Below are 14,801 nucleotides of genomic sequence, written 5' to 3' on the forward strand. Positions count from 1 at the left end.
CGATGGACAGCCTCCTTTCGGTTCTGGATCGTTTTGATCCAGCCTACCCTGCCTCCGCTGCGCTGGTCTTTTTGCTGATCATGGCCCCAGTCTGGGTCTTCATGTCATGGGACGACATGTCCAATCTGCGCATACGCAACGGTCTGGTTCTGTTTGTGCTTGGCGTGTTCGTTGTCCTTGGCCCGCTCCTGATGCCGATCAACCTCTATCTTGGCCAACTTCTTCAGATCACAATCGTATTTGCCGCAATCATCGTGCTCTATGCGGCTGGCACGATGGGCGGGGGTGACGCCAAATTCATGGCTGCCGCCAGCCCGTTTTTCCTGCGTGAGGATTGGGTTCTGGTGCTGATGCTCTTTATCGCCTGCGCGCTTGCGGCCTTTGTGGTCCACAGGGCGTTTCTTTGGTTCGGAGCCGACCGTCAAACGCCGCTTTGGCTGTCGTGGCGGTCTGGAAAACGCTTTCCGCTGGGCTTTGCACTCGGCGGCGTTGTGACCATCTATCTTGCCGCTGCAGCATTCTGATCACCGCGCGTAGAGTGTATAAAGCTCGGCATCGACAATCTTGCGCATCGGCACATCCTCAAGGTCGCGCAGGATCAGGTTACGTACACCGCTTAGCACGGGACAGGTCGGCACAAGCACGTAATCCGCATCTGCCAGACCCGAAAGATTGTCATAGTACCATGGAGCTCCGCCACGCAGCCGCGCATGATTTCCGAAAAGCCAATAGGGCCCATAAACATCCGCCGCAAAGATGCGCCCACCCTGCGCCAATTCCCGCGCCGCTAAATCCCCGGCGATTGACGCGAAATAGGCCGCCTGTGGCTCAGTCCGGCAATTGCGCAGCGGCTCGCCCATGAACTCAGGCGGATCGCTTGGAACCATACCTGCCACCGGCGTAATGCCCTCGAGCGGTGTATTCGCCTGAATGCGGTTCGCCTTGACCCGGCTTACCCTCACATCTTGATGTAACGTCCCTCCGGCCAGAACCGGCGTGTACTGCGCGGTCGGGATCATCAGATGCCTGAATGGGCTGACGGCCATATTCATATAGCTCGGCGTCACAAACGCCGCGCAAGCCACGGCACCAGCTATCAAAGGGAGACGCGTTTTCTCATCCGTGCGCGCCGCAGCCCATACCCCAAGCATCAGAGCCAACAACATCAACCATTGCGGGTCGTTTCCGAAGTTTTGATAGGTGATGTAGGCCCCGACCGGCAGAAGAACGATGGTCATCAGCGCCGCCTTGTTGTCGCCCTGCAAACGCAGAACCAACGCCATTGCGAGCACCACCAACGTCGCGCCAATATAAGGCGGAGATCGCAGCACCTCTTGGAAATCGATCCCCGGCTGCGCCCGCAGATCCGATCCGGCGACAATCAGCAGATCTTTGAGATAGGCATCCCAATACCCCAACCCATGAACGGCCGTCATCATGGCCGCAATCAAAAGCCCGGTTCCAACCCCACCGGCCAGCATCCGCCCTTGCCCCGTCAGCACACCGAACAGCACGACCACCGGCGCGATGGTGACGAAAAAGGTCACCTTGATCAGCGCCAGCATCGCAATCGCCAGACCGATGATCACACCGTCCAGCACCGATTGACGGCGCGGGGAAAAAGCCGATGCCAGCACCGCAACAAAAGCCAAGGCCCAAGCCCAGCGGTTATAGTGCATCGACACGCTCACACCCTGCCGCGCTTCTCCGTGGATCAGAGCCGTACACAGGATCAGGATCATCGCACCAAAGGCCAGCATTGCCCAGTTCGGAACCCGACGCCGGGCCACATAGACAGCCATTGCCAGAACGACAGCGGCCACCAGAACCTGCGCTGCCAAAAACGCTTCTCCTGCCGACAGCCCCCACCGTGCGAAGAGCACAATCGGTGCAAAGGCCAGCACCCCGATGGGCGTCATGAAATCCACATGCGGGAGCTCGCCGCTTGCCATGCGTTCGACAATGGCGATCATGTGCAACGCATCGCCCGTATGCATCGTCAGGTTCAGCCCCTGCGGCACGATCAAAGCGGCTGCAAATGCAACGAATGCGCCCAAAAGGACGAATGTGGACTGCCTGCTCATCTGACTGATTTTCGCCAGTTTGTTGTCGTTATTTTCTGATTATCCCGGTTTGCCCGCCTCAGTCATGCCCTTTTCCGAATTTATTTCAGGGGCAAAGGGCAAATTGGGTGACGAACAATGAATATGCAGGTGACAAACGTCATTGCACCGCCAGCGCCAAAGCGTCTGACGGATATGCAGCTTCCGCTGGTGATGATGCGGGACATCCTGACCAAGACCATGTTCCGCAAAAACCTGTCGACCGTGGGGGACCTGTCCAAGGCAATCTGCCTACCCATTCCGGTCACGCAGGACCTCGTGGATATGGCCCGCGAACAAAAACTGCTCGAAGCGATGGGCACGCTCTCGGCGAACGCCGGGTCTGAAATGGGCTATCAGTTGACCGATGCAGGCAAAGCCCGGACCATGGATGCCCTGGCCCAGTCCGAATACTTCGGAGCGATGCCTGTGCCACTGTCTGTCTACCGCGAACAGGTCAAACGCCAGTCCATCCGCAACATCCATCTGACCAAGCAAATGTTGCTGAATGCGATGGGTCACCTGATCTTGCCCGATGACCTACTGGATCAGCTGGGTCCGGCGGTCCGCGCGGGTCGCTCATGCTTGATGTACGGTCCACCCGGCAACGGTAAATCGTCAATCTCGAACGGCATCCGCGACGCGATGGGTGACAAGATCTACGTTCCCCACGCCATCGAATACGCCGGTCAGGTCATTACCGTTTATGACCCCATCGTGCATTCGGCGGCAGAGGCGCAGGTCGATGATCCGAATTCCCTGCGTCGCAAAATTCTCTATGACACCCGCTATGTGCGCTGCGAACGCCCAACGGTGATCACGGGCGGTGAACTCAGCCTCGACATGCTGGACCTTGTCTACAACCCCACAGCGCGGACCTATCAGGCCCCGCTTCAGCTAAAATCGACCGGCGGTATCTTTATCGTTGACGACCTGGGTCGTCAGGCCGATCCGCCGCAATCGCTTGTGAACCGCTGGATCGTCCCGCTTGAAGAAAGCCGCGATATCCTTGCTCTGCAATCGGGTGAAAAGTTCGAAGTGCCCTTCGACACGCTCGTGATCTTTTCCACGAACTTCCATCCCAACAAGATCTTCGACAAAGCGGCGCTGCGCCGGATCTTTTACAAGATCAAGATCGACGGCCCCAGTCAGGAGGACTTCCTCAAGATCTTTGCGTTGGTCGCCAAGAAAAAGCAGATGCCCTTGGACGAAGACGCCCTGATCCATTTGCTGTCGAACAAGTACCCCGAAATCGACAATGTCTATGCGAACTATCAGCCGGTCTTCCTGATCGACCAGATGATTTCCATTTGTCAGTTCGAAGGCATCCCCTATCAGATGACCCCCGACCTGATCGACCGCGCATGGGCCAACATGTTCGTCGATGAAAGCGAAGTGCAGCACTGACCGTGGCGAGGGCGCAAGCCCGCCAAGGCTGTTGCACCATCGCCTAAAGCCTGCGCGGCATCGGAAAGGCGTGCGCGACTTGTCCCGTCAAAACGGCGCAGGCGTCACGACGCATCAGATCGCTTAACGCCTTGTCATCGGACCGTAGGCCACCGGTATAGGTGCCATAGGCGGGCATGATCACACGGTCGCAATCATAGAGAAAACAGGCGCGCGTCACGACGCGTCCCCGAAGGTTCACTGCCGCTTTCGGGTGATAATGCCCGGACACCTCGCCCGCCGCCCCCGGACGCGCGATGTGGCGGAAGGTCAGCGGCGCTTCGATCAGCTCTGCCAGATGCGTTCCGCCAAAATCCACCGGGCCGGGATCGTGGTTACCTTCGATCCAAACCCAACGCCGCCCGGCTTGCAGCCGCGTGAGCCAAAGCCGCTCGTCTTCATCGAGGCTCTGTGCCGCCGCCAGGTCGTCAAAACTGTCGCCCAAGCAAACCACCGTCGCGGCCGAAGTCGCCGCGATATCGGCATCAAGCCGTCCCAGCGTTTCCCGCGTTTCATAAGGTGGCAGCATCGCGCCCATGCGCCGGGCGACGCGGTCCGATTTCCCAAGATGCAAATCAGATACAACCAGCATTCGAAGATGCGCCCACCAAAGCGCCCCTGACGGCATTGCCGTCAACTGCGCCCCGGCAAGCGAGAATTGATGCCCACCTGAAATCTGACCTGTGTTCATGCTCCGTTCTTTGCGCGAAGCATGAACCAAGGCAAGCATTTTCCCGCGCAGCGGGTGGCAAAGGCTTAGCCTTCGACGGTGATCTTGGCGCGCATATGGGGATGGACGGCGCAAAAATACTCGAACTCTCCGGCGGTATCGAAGGTGATCTTGGCCTGGTCTCCGCCGCGCAACATACCGGTGTCAAAGCTTCCATCATCTGCTGTCGCCGTATGAGGCGCGCTGTCGGAATTTGTGAACTCAACGCTGTCGCCGACGGAAATCGTCAGATCACCGGGCGCAAAGGCAAACCCTTCGATGGCAACAGCATGGTCTTTGGCATGGCCGGCGGCCATGGCGGCTGGCGCCAGTGCGGCTGCCACACCTCCGAGGGTCAGGGTCGCAATGGCTTGGCGGCGGGAGACGGTGGTCATGATGAGGTCCTTCTATGATGTTACCTCACCGAGTCGCGTGAGGCTCAGTCCCGGTTCAATCTGCGCGAACTAAAACGGAACCGCCCAGCGTTTGGGCTTTTCCGGTTCGATCTGATCCAGCCCAGCCGCCTGCATCATCCGCTCGGCCTCTTCCGCCATCAAGCGCTCTTCTGCCAAACCCTTCACGGGCACACGACCCGCCTCAAGAAACAGCGGCGCGGCAAGCGGTGTGACGCGATCCAGAATTCGGTGATCAATGCGCCCCTGCACCCGAGCCAGCATCTCTTCGATCCGACCAAAGTCGACCAGACCGCGCAAGGCCTCTTCGCGGGTGATTTTCATCAGGACATGCTCGGGATCATATTTCAGCAGCGTGTCATATAGAATGTCCGAACTGAACGTCGCCTGCCGCCCTGATTTCCGGGATTGCGGCAGGTTGCGTTCAATCAGACCCGCGATAGTGGCCGACGCCCGGAACGTCCGCTTCATCACCGCATTGCCGGCCAACCACGTCTCCAGCGCCTCGCGCAGATTGTCTCCTTCAAACAGCGGCGCGGGATCAAGAACGGGATCCAGTGACCAGATCAGCGTCGCATAATCCGTGGCGACAAACCCCATCGGTCCAAGGCCCGCCTCCTCCATACGGCGTGTCACCAGCAGGCCGAGCGTCTGCATCGCATTACGCCCCGCAAACCCGTAGACAACCGTCTGCGCGCGCCCATCATGGGGAAAGCTCTCGACCAGGAGCCGGTCGGCCTCTGGCAGTTTCGACCGCTCCTTCTGCAACCTCAGCCAATCGGCTGTATGGCGCGGGAGGTCCTGAAATTCATCTTTCCGAAAATACTCTAGAATCCGATGGCTCAGCTGCGTCGAGGTCGCAAACTTGGTGCCGAGAAAGGTCGCGATCTTGGGTTTGTCGGCGGCTCGCCGTGTCACCTCGACCGTCATCTGGTTCAAACCCTCATAGCGCACGATCTGCCCGCCAATCAGAAACGTGTCACCGGGTGTCAGGGTTGCCGCAAATCCTTCCTCGACTTCCCCAAGAGGTTTGCCGCCCATCCGGTTTTTCAATCGCACCTTCAGCGTGTCGGTGTCCTGAATGGTGCCAATATTCATCCGGATGCGCTGCGCTGAGCGGGGGTCGCGCAACTGCCATGCCCCGTCAGGACGCTGCAACAGCCTCTGCCACCGGTCATAAGCGCGAAGCGCGTAACCGCCCGTCGCGCAAAACGCCAAGCACTCGTTAAACTCGGCCCGCGTCAGGTCATTGAACGCACCTGCCGTCACGAATTCATCGTAGAGCTCATCGGCCTGAAACGGTCCCGCGCAGGCCGCAATCAGAATGTGCTGGCACAACACGTCACGCGGCCCGCGCCCGACCTGCTCACCGTCCAGTTCACCTGCAGCAACAGCCTGAAGAGCGGCCACACACTCCACGACTTCGAACCGGTTCGCCGGCACCAATAGCGCCTTTGACGGGGCGTTGTAGCGGTGATTGGCCCGCCCGATGCGTTGCACCAGACGCTTCACGTTCTTCGGCGCACCAACCTGAATGACAAGATCGACATCGCCCCAGTCGATCCCGAGGTCGAGCGATCCAGTGCAGACGATCGCCTTGAGCGTCCCGTCCACCATGGCCTGCTCGACCTTCTCGCGCTGCTCGCGCGCGAGACTGCCGTGGTGAATACCGATGGGCAACCCTTCGTCGTTGGCGAGCCACAGGTTGTGGAAAAACAACTCCGCCTGCGCCCGCGTGTTGTGAAAGATTAGCGTCGTCTTGTGCTGACGCACCTGATCAAGGATTGCCGGGATGGCGTATTTTCCGCCGCCGCCGGACCATGGCGGAAGCTCTTCGGTCTCCAGCATCTGGATATCCGCAGGCGGACCGGGGTCAGCCAGAACAATCTCACACGGGTCCGGATGCCGCGCCAGAAACCGGGCAATACGCTCCGGGTTCTCGACGGTGGCCGACAACCCTACGCGGCGCAAATCGGGGCAATGGCTTTGCAATTGAGCCAGCGCCAGCATCAACTGATCCCCCCGCTTGCTTTCGGCCAGTGCGTGGATTTCGTCGACAATGACACGGCTCAGCCCCGCGAACATCCGCGGCGCATCCGGATAGCTGACCAGCAAGGCCAGACTTTCCGGCGTTGTCAGCAAAATCTGGGGCGGATCCACCCGCTGGCGTTTCTTTTGGGTGGCTGAGGTGTCGCCTGTCCGGTCTTCTATACGGATATCCAGCCCAATCTCATCCACGGGCGTGCGCAAGTTGCGCTTGATATCAGATGCCAGAGCCTTCAACGGGCTGACATAAAGCGTGTGCAACCCCTCACGCGGCGCCGCTGCCAGTTCCGCCAGAGTGGGCAGGAACCCCGCCAGTGTCTTGCCCCCACCCGTCGGCGCAATCAGCAAAAGCGCCGGGTTAGCGGCGCGCTCCAACATGTCCTGCTGATGCGGGTGGATGGACCAGCCCTTGTCTTTAAACCAGTCAGTGATGTTCGCGGGCAATTGCATAGCGCGGAACTTAGGGCGAACACTGCCGCACTTCGACCCGCAGACGTGGATTTAATCCAACCAACCTGCCGCCATTTGCCTTTGATGTGCGACGATGGCGTTGCGCATCAGGATCGCGACTGTCACTGGACCAACTCCGCCCGGGACGGGTGTCACCCATCCAGCGATTTCCTTGACTGCATCAGTCTCCACGTCGCCTACGATCCCGTCCTCGGTCTGGTTGATCCCGATATCAATGACCGCAGCGCCGGGCTTGATCATATCGGCCCCGACCAGATGCGCCTTACCGACAGCCACGACAACAACATCCGCGCGGCGCGAATGCATGGCGACCGATCGCGTCATGTGATGGCAAACCGTCACGGTAGCGCCCTCGGCCATCAGCATCATCGCAGCAGGTTTGCCTACAATCTCGGAATGGCCGATCATCACGACCTCGAGCCCTTCCATCGGCAGACCTGTCGCACGGATCAACTCGACGGCAGCGGCGGCTGTGCAAGGTGCCAGCGCCACATCGTTGTAAATGATATTACCCACGGATGCCGGGTTCATGCCCTCAACATCCTTCAGCGGGTGGATGGCAGATTGCAGCGACCGGACATTGATATGCGCTGGCACTGGCCGCTGCAGAATGATGCCCAACACATCGGAATCGTCATTCATCGCCTGAATGCGGCGCTTGCATTCGTCCTGGGTGATGTCGCCCGGCCAGACCTGCTGGTCAAAGGGCAATCCAACCTGGTCTGCGGCGCGGGCTTGGCCGCGGATATACACAGCAACTTCGGGCGTGTCGCCGATCATGATCGAAACCAAACGCCCGACACGACCCGCCTTTGCGACGTAACTGGCAACATCGCTCAGAATTTGCTGGCGCACTGGTGCGCCACGCAAAAATCTTGGGTCATCGTTCACGTGCTTCACGCCGTCAAACCCGCAGGTTCTGTCAGTCCATGCGCCCGGCAACAGGCTGTCAGAGTGTTGGCCAACAAACAGGCAATCGTCATGGGGCCTACGCCGCCGGGAACCGGTGTCACCGCCGCTGCCACTTGTGTTGCCTCGGCATAATCCACATCGCCCAGAAGCTTGGTTTTGCCTGGCTTATCAGGGTGCGGAATGCGCGTGATGCCCACGTCAATGACCGTCGCGCCCGGCTTGATCCAATCCCCTTTGACCATCTCCGCGCGCCCGACGGCGGCCACGAGGATGTCGGCTCGGCGGCTCACCTCTGGCAAATCTGCCGTCCGCGAATGGGCAATTGTCACGGTGCAGTTTTCCTTCAGGAGCAACTGCCCCATCGGCTTGCCAAACAGGTTAGAGCGACCAATCACGACGGCCTCTTTGCCCGACATATTGCCCAGTTGATCCCGCAGCAGCATGAGGCAGCCCAGTGGCGTGCAGGACACCAGCCCTTGCTCTCCGCTCGCCAGCAGACCTGCGTTTACCACGCTCAGACCGTCCACATCCTTAGCCGGATCAATGCGCGCCACAACATCACGTTCGTTTAGATGGTCGGGCACCGGAAACTGACACAGGATGCCATGCACCGTCGGATCCGCATTCAACTGATCGATCAGGGCGAAAAGCTCGGCCTCCGGTACGTCCGCCGGCAGCTTATGTTCAAAGCTTGCCATGCCGACCTCGACGGTCTGCTTATGCTTGGCCGCGACATAAACCTCAGACGCCGGGTCTTCGCCCACCAAGATCACCGCCAGACCCGGCGTGATCCCGTTTTCATCCTTCAACCGCTGCACATGCTCGGCAATCTGGCCGCGAACATTGGCCGCAAAGGCCTTTCCATCAATGACGGCTGCAGACATTTCGCGCCCCTTCAACTTCATCTTTCCCAAAAAACTCCCGCCGGAGGCAATCCGGCGGTGGTGCCTCGGTGCACCCGGTCGCCCTCGGAGTGGCAACGGATGTGTGTGACCAGACACCCGTTACCACTGATCCGCGACAGCTGTGCAAACCCGGCCTAGAACAGACCTTCGATCTGGCCTGCGTCGTTCAGGCGGATGCTTTCCGCCGATGGCACGCGCGGCAGACCCGGCATCGTCATGATCTCACCACAGACTGCCACGATAAACCCGGCCCCTGCAGAGAGCCGCACTTCGCGGACCGGCACGGTAAAGCCTGTCGGCGCTCCGCGCTGGCTTGGATCCGTGCTGAACGAATACTGCGTCTTGGCCATGCAGACGGGCAGGTTGCCGTAGCCCTGCTCTTCCCAGAGCTTGAGCTGATCCTCGATTTTCTTGTCCATCACTGCGCCATCGGCACGATAGATTTTCTGACAGATCGTTTGGATCTTCTCGGCCAGCGGCATGTCATCGGCGTAGATGGTCTCGAACTTGGCATCATTGCGTTCGATAACCTCAACGACCTTCTCAGCCAACGGTGCCGATCCTTCCGAACCAAGCTCCCAGTGGCGCGAGAGGACCGCTTCGGCCCCTTGTTCGGCGACATAATCCTTGACCGCCTGCACCTCTGCGTCGGTGTCCGTGACGAAGTGGTTGATCGCCACAACCACCGGCACGCCAAAGCTTTTCAGGTTCTCGATGTGGCGGCCAAGGTTCGGGCACCCTGCCTTTACAGCGTCCACGTTTTCGGCTCCCAGATCGGCCTTTGCGACGCCGCCGTTCATCTTCATTGCGCGTACGGTTGCGACGCAGACCACAACCGACGGGGCCAGCCCCGCTTTGCGGCATTTGATGTTCATGAATTTTTCAGCGCCAAGGTCCGCACCGAATCCGGCTTCTGTGACCACGTAATCCGCTAGTTTCAGCGCCGTAGTTGTCGCAATCACCGAGTTACAGCCGTGCGCGATGTTGGCGAACGGACCGCCATGCACGAAGGCCGGGTTGTTCTCGAGCGTCTGCACAAGGTTCGGCTGCATCGCGTCCTTCAACAGAACCGTCATTGCGCCTTCTGCTTTGATGTCGCGGCAAAAGACCGGCGTACGATCCCGGCGATATGCGACGATCATGTCCCCCAGACGTTTTTCCAGATCTTTCAGATCGGTTGCCAGACACAAGATCGCCATGACTTCGGACGCCACCGTGATGTCAAAGCCCGCCTCACGCGGGAAGCCGTTGGCAACGCCGCCCAGCGATGCCGTGATCTGGCGCAACGCGCGGTCGTTCATGTCCACAACACGACGCCACTGAACGCGGCGGATGTCGATTTCCTGCTCGTTGCCCCAGTAGATGTGGTTATCGATCATTGCCGACAGCAGCGAATGCGCCGAGGTGATCGCGTGGAAGTCACCTGTGAAATGCAGGTTCATCTCTTCCATAGGAACGACCTGCGCATAGCCACCACCCGCAGCGCCGCCCTTCATGCCGAAGTTCGGGCCAAGGGAAGCCTCGCGAATGCAGATCATGGCCTTTTTGCCAATCGCGTTGAGACCATCACCCAGACCAACGGTCGTCGTGGTTTTGCCTTCGCCCGCAGGCGTTGGGTTGATCGCGGTCACAAGGATGAGCTTGCCGTCTTTGCGATCTTTGGTCGAATTGATGAAGTCCTGGCTGACCTTTGCCTTGTCATGCCCGTAAGGCAAAAGATGTTCGCTGGGGATTCCCAGAGCATCCCCGATTTCCTGTATCGGACGCTTCGACGCTTCGCGCGCGATCTCGATGTCGCTCTTGTAAGACATGCCCTGTTCCCTTTGGTCGTATGGTCAGGTCGCATGTACACCGCTGTTTTGCATACAGCGGCATTCAATTCCGACATAATGACCATCGCGCGCGGCCTTTTTAGCGGGCGCCGACGCATATCGGAAACCGATGCGTCCGTTGCGACCAAAGGTTTTGCCCAGACACCGTCCTGGAGGCCCGCCCGAGCAATGTAGTTGCCGCAAACGGCGCGCTGGAAATGCCACAGCGCTTAAGTGCGGAGACCTGCGGCCTTGAAATGCGCCCCTCCATTCGGCAGTATTTCGCCCAGTGTATTTCTAAAACTTATTGTACAGGCCGCGATGAATTTTTCGCATGCAATCAACTCGGCCTTTGAGTGGCCCATGTCCGTTCAGGATCATGTTTTGCAATCAGGCTATCCATGCCCGATCGCGCAGGCCGTGGCACGCCATGGTGGGCTTTCCGTGCGCCGCTTTTCTTCCATGCGGACAGACGCGGCAGCGGTCCATGAGGCTGTGGGAACATGGCTCACTGCACCGCAAGAGTTCCGGTTTCGCTCTTTCATCGCCGTGTTCCCGGACGAAAGGTCCGAGAGCATAACCGAATTCCACGATGCCTTGTGGGCCTGCCTGTCCGGCATGCGTGCCTGCGAACCGGTCGACAGACCTGTCCCACCGGGAACATCAGACGACGTCGCCTCGCCAGAGTTCACGTTCACAATCCACGGGACGCCGTTCTTTGTAGTTGGGCTGAGCCCACATTCACCTCGCAAATCGCGCCGCACACCCGTCAGCGGATTTGCTCTCAACCCCCATAAACAATTCGAAGACCTGCGCGCATCCAACTCGCTTGAGGCGGTCAAACACGCCTCGCGAGCCCGCGACATGAGATTCCAAGGGTCGATTAATCCAATGCTGTCAGATCACGGTAAACGCTCTGCGGCCCTACAATATAGCAGCATGCCGGTGACCGCTGCCTCCCAATGCCCGTATCACGCAAACAGCAAAGCGTAACATCGGACTAGCTAGGCAAAGTCCAGAACTCTCCAAAGCGGTTATCCCAGATCGGCGGATCCAGAGGATCCATACCGCTCGCGTCATAGAGGGTGATTTCATTCAGGACAAAGCGCGTCGGAGTAATCATGAAATCCACGCGAAAATAATCAATCCCCTCGCAGAGCCGTTCGGCCATTTTCAACATCTCATCAAAGCCATTTGGCTTGGGCGGTAGCGGACGTTCTGTGGCTGACGGCGGCGTCGAAAACAGGCGGTCCCAGCGCGGCGTCAGGTGGTGCCAGCAGTAATCGCCAAAGCGATCATCGCAATAGACGATGAATTCACACTTACCATCGAACACGGCGAATTTGATATCGTCCGCCACCCGACCGCTCGCGTCGCTGATCAACTCTTCGACCATGATCTGTCGCTTGATCGATTGATAGGCCCACTCGAACTTGGTCTTTCCGTATGAGCGACGCTGCCAGAGCCGGGCCTGCTCAAGCAGCTTTGGAACATCCACGGGGTCATCCGGTGTCACCAGAATATTGCGCCCGCTTCCATAGTTGCTCTTGACCACGTATGTGTCCGGCAAGGTGGCGAAATCTATTTGGGCGGGGTCCGACGCAGTCGCGTATAGCTTGGGGAACAGAGCCTCGAAATCATGGTCTTTTAATCGCTCTGCCACGAAATCGCGGACCGCAATCTTGTCCGAAACGGTGGTCAGCACCGCGCGGCGATCGCGCAGCTTCCGCCACAGGATTTTCTCGTTGTAGGTTTTCGGGTTTTGCAGATCAGGCTCGTATCCCAACCGTTTGGCGGTCTTACGAAGGATATACGAATGGCCCACAAGCGGGTCGATGCGATAGCGCGCTTCGATCGTGGCTTCTTTGAGGAGGTCCTTAAGCAGACCCCTTGGTTTAAATGGATTTTGAACAATCATGCGCCTTTGAAGCGGGATTGGCACTTCTTGGCAATTAAAAAGGGGCCCAAGCCAGGGCCCCTTCTTGGTAGCAATTAGGCAGTTGGTTCTGGTTCCATCCCGCCGGTATCGTCGGACTTGGGCCGAGACTTGGCCTTTGGCACGGCAGTCAGCGACGGACGGTTTGGCTTTTGCGTGTCACCGTCGTCATCGTCATTGTCCAGCGTCTCGCCATTCATGACCTTGCGAATTTGTGGCCCTGTCAGGGTCTCATATTCCAGCAGGCCCTGAGCGAGGTTTTCCCACTCTTCGCGATGCTCAGTCAGAATGCGCTTGGCGGTCTCATACCCCGTGTCCACCAGTTCCTTGACCTTCTTGTCGATCAATTCCTGCGTCGCTTGGCTGTGGTTCGTACCGCCGCCGTAGCTGCCCAGATAGGACTGTTGTTCATTGGCGTAATCCACGTGCCCCAGTTCCTCGGCAAAGCCGAACTGAGTGACCATGGCGCGAGCAATCTTGGACACCTGTTGAATGTCCGATGTCGCGCCCGATGTGACGTTCTCCGCGCCGAACTTCAGCTCTTCGGCCACCTTGCCGCCCATCGCCATAGCGATTTTCGACGTGTACTTGGTCCGGCTGACGCTCAGCTGATCACGCTCTGGCAGCGACAGCACCAGACCCAGCGCGCGACCACGAGGGATGATTGTCGCCTTGTGGATCGGATCGTGCTGCGGGACGTATAGGCCAACAACCGCATGCCCGGCCTCGTGATAGGCGGTCAGCTTTTTCTCGTCCTCGGTCATGACCATGGAACGGCGTTCACTGCCCATCATGACCTTGTCCTTGGCGTTCTCAAAATCGTCCATCGTGACAAACCGGCGTCCAACGCGGGCCGCCATCAAAGCAGACTCGTTCACAAGGTTGGCCAGATCAGCACCTGAGAAGCCCGGCGTACCGCGCGCGATGATGCGCAGGTCAACGTTCGGGCCCAGTGGCACCTTGCGTGCGTGCACGCCAAGGATTTTCTCACGGCCTTTGATGTCCGGGTTTGGCACCTGAACCTGACGGTCAAAGCGGCCCGGACGCAGCAGCGCAGGGTCTAGAACATCAGGACGGTTGGTTGCGGCAACGATGATGATGCCTTCATTGGCTTCAAAGCCGTCCATCTCGACCAGCAACTGGTTCAGCGTCTGTTCGCGCTCGTCGTTGCCACCACCGTAGCCAACGCCACGCGACCGGCCCACGGCGTCAATTTCGTCGATAAAGACAATACATGGCGCGTTTTTCTTGGCCTGCTCAAACATGTCACGAACACGGGACGCACCCACACCGACGAACATCTCGACAAAGTCGGAACCCGAGATGGTGAAGAACGGGACGCCCGCCTCACCCGCAACGGCGCGAGCAAGGAGCGTCTTACCGGTGCCTGGAGGGCCCACGAGCAATGCGCCTTTGGGGATTTTGCCCCCAAGACGGCTGAATTTCTGCGGGTTGCGCAGGAATTCGACGATTTCTTCAAGGTCTTCCTTGGCCTCGTCGATGCCCGCGACGTCATCAAATGTCACGCGCCCATGCTTTTCGGTCAGCAGCTTGGCCTTGGATTTGCCAAAACCCATCGCGCCACCACGACCGCCGCCTTGCATCCGGTTCATGAAGTAGATCCAGACGCCGATCAGCAGAAGGAACGGCACAAAGGTAAAGAAAAGCTGGCTAAAGACGCTGTCTTCCTGCGCGACCACGTCGACCTCGACATTGCGGTCGATCAGCATGTCGGTCAGGTCTGCGTCTTGCGGCTTCACCGTTGTGTAGCGATTGCCGTCGGCGCCGACGAACCGCACGTTTTCGCCATCAAGGGCGACCTGCTGAACGTTGCCGCTCTCAACCGCTTCGATGAAGTCAGAGTAGCTGATGTCGTTGCTTTGGATCGTGGATTGATCGCCCGAAAACAGCCGGAACAAAGCCAGCAGCAGCAGGAACAGAACAATCCAGAATGCGAAGTTACGTGCGTTGCCCAAGGGAGGCCTCCTTACACGGGGAAAACGAGAGGGCGATGTCAATCACACCGCCGTTGCTTGGCAAGATAACCTTT

12 protein-coding genes are annotated in these 14,801 nt (G+C 58.8%); 3 read left to right on the forward strand and 9 right to left on the reverse strand.

The window, feature by feature from the left end; all coding sequences use genetic code 11:
* The first annotated feature begins 2 nt into the window (after positions 1-2).
* Positions 3-524, forward strand: a complete 522-nt coding sequence (locus FE702_RS07905) for a prepilin peptidase (protein ID WP_147125701.1) — start codon at positions 3-5, stop codon at positions 522-524.
* On the opposite strand, the gene FE702_RS07910 is transcribed toward FE702_RS07905, so the two are convergent.
* Complete coding sequence (locus tag FE702_RS07910; RefSeq protein WP_147125702.1) at positions 525-2,084, reverse strand: hypothetical protein; 1,560 nt, start codon at positions 2,082-2,084, stop codon at positions 525-527.
* Positions 2,085-2,201: 117 nt separating this feature from the next.
* On the opposite strand from FE702_RS07910, the gene FE702_RS07915 reads away from it, so the two are divergent.
* Positions 2,202-3,509: an ATPase gene (locus FE702_RS07915; protein ID WP_147125703.1), complete on the forward strand. Its 1,308-nt coding sequence runs from the start codon at positions 2,202-2,204 to the stop codon at positions 3,507-3,509.
* Positions 3,510-3,552: 43 nt separating this feature from the next.
* Here FE702_RS07915 and pdeM read toward each other — a convergent pair whose 3' ends face one another.
* The 6 genes from pdeM to FE702_RS07945 form a co-directional block, all read right to left on the reverse strand.
* Positions 3,553-4,239 (reverse strand): ligase-associated DNA damage response endonuclease PdeM, encoded by a 687-nt coding sequence (gene pdeM / locus FE702_RS07920; protein ID WP_147125704.1) that lies wholly within the window; start codon positions 4,237-4,239, stop codon positions 3,553-3,555.
* 65 nt (positions 4,240-4,304) lie between these two features.
* Positions 4,305-4,652: a cupredoxin domain-containing protein gene (locus FE702_RS07925; protein WP_147125705.1), complete on the reverse strand. Its 348-nt coding sequence runs from the start codon at positions 4,650-4,652 to the stop codon at positions 4,305-4,307.
* 69 nt (positions 4,653-4,721) lie between these two features.
* On the reverse strand, positions 4,722-7,166 hold the full coding sequence (locus FE702_RS07930; RefSeq protein WP_147125706.1) for a ligase-associated DNA damage response DEXH box helicase: 2,445 nt from the start codon (positions 7,164-7,166) through the stop codon (positions 4,722-4,724).
* Positions 7,167-7,217: 51 nt separating this feature from the next.
* Positions 7,218-8,042 (reverse strand): bifunctional 5,10-methylenetetrahydrofolate dehydrogenase/5,10-methenyltetrahydrofolate cyclohydrolase, encoded by an 825-nt coding sequence (locus FE702_RS07935; protein ID WP_430303175.1) that lies wholly within the window; start codon positions 8,040-8,042, stop codon positions 7,218-7,220.
* Between the two features lie 41 nt (positions 8,043-8,083).
* A complete protein-coding gene (gene folD / locus FE702_RS07940; RefSeq protein WP_147125708.1) occupies positions 8,084-8,983 on the reverse strand; it encodes a bifunctional methylenetetrahydrofolate dehydrogenase/methenyltetrahydrofolate cyclohydrolase FolD in 900 nt (299 codons plus the stop codon).
* A gap of 155 nt (positions 8,984-9,138) precedes the next feature.
* Entirely contained in the window at positions 9,139-10,815 is a 1,677-nt protein-coding gene (locus tag FE702_RS07945) for a formate--tetrahydrofolate ligase (RefSeq protein ID WP_147125709.1), read from the reverse strand.
* A gap of 321 nt (positions 10,816-11,136) precedes the next feature.
* On the opposite strand from FE702_RS07945, the gene gntA reads away from it, so the two are divergent.
* Positions 11,137-11,808, forward strand: a complete 672-nt coding sequence (gntA, locus tag FE702_RS07950) for a guanitoxin biosynthesis heme-dependent pre-guanitoxin N-hydroxylase GntA (protein WP_147125710.1) — start codon at positions 11,137-11,139, stop codon at positions 11,806-11,808.
* Between the two features lie 7 nt (positions 11,809-11,815).
* Here the strand turns inward: gntA and FE702_RS07955 are convergent, their stop codons facing one another.
* Positions 11,816-12,733, reverse strand: coding sequence for an ATP-grasp fold amidoligase family protein (locus tag FE702_RS07955; protein ID WP_147125711.1), 918 nt, complete (start codon positions 12,731-12,733; stop codon positions 11,816-11,818).
* A gap of 74 nt (positions 12,734-12,807) precedes the next feature.
* Positions 12,808-14,727, reverse strand: a complete 1,920-nt coding sequence (ftsH, locus tag FE702_RS07960; protein ID WP_147125712.1) for an ATP-dependent zinc metalloprotease FtsH — start codon at positions 14,725-14,727, stop codon at positions 12,808-12,810.
* Positions 14,728-14,801 lie beyond the last annotated feature (74 nt).

This window comes from Shimia ponticola (genome assembly GCF_007995215.1).
Lineage (GTDB): Bacteria > Pseudomonadota > Alphaproteobacteria > Rhodobacterales > Rhodobacteraceae > Shimia_B > Shimia_B ponticola.

Excerpts from the sequence above, each read along its gene's own strand:
- FE702_RS07925 (WP_147125705.1), bottom strand. The coding sequence starts at position 4,652 with ATGACCACCGTCTCCCGCCGCCAAGCCATTGCGACCCTGACCCTCGGA.
- FE702_RS07955 (WP_147125711.1), bottom strand. The coding sequence starts at position 12,733 with ATGATTGTTCAAAATCCATTTAAACCAAGGGGTCTGCTTAAGGACCTC.
- gntA (WP_147125710.1), top strand. The coding sequence starts at position 11,137 with ATGAATTTTTCGCATGCAATCAACTCGGCCTTTGAGTGGCCCATGTCC.
- FE702_RS07910 (WP_147125702.1), bottom strand. The coding sequence starts at position 2,084 with ATGAGCAGGCAGTCCACATTCGTCCTTTTGGGCGCATTCGTTGCATTT.
- FE702_RS07905 (WP_147125701.1), top strand. The coding sequence starts at position 3 with ATGGACAGCCTCCTTTCGGTTCTGGATCGTTTTGATCCAGCCTACCCT.
- pdeM (WP_147125704.1), bottom strand. The coding sequence starts at position 4,239 with ATGAACACAGGTCAGATTTCAGGTGGGCATCAATTCTCGCTTGCCGGG.
- folD (WP_147125708.1), bottom strand. The coding sequence starts at position 8,983 with ATGTCTGCAGCCGTCATTGATGGAAAGGCCTTTGCGGCCAATGTTCGC.
- FE702_RS07915 (WP_147125703.1), top strand. The coding sequence starts at position 2,202 with ATGAATATGCAGGTGACAAACGTCATTGCACCGCCAGCGCCAAAGCGT.
- FE702_RS07945 (WP_147125709.1), bottom strand. The coding sequence starts at position 10,815 with ATGTCTTACAAGAGCGACATCGAGATCGCGCGCGAAGCGTCGAAGCGT.
- FE702_RS07930 (WP_147125706.1), bottom strand. The coding sequence starts at position 7,166 with ATGCAATTGCCCGCGAACATCACTGACTGGTTTAAAGACAAGGGCTGG.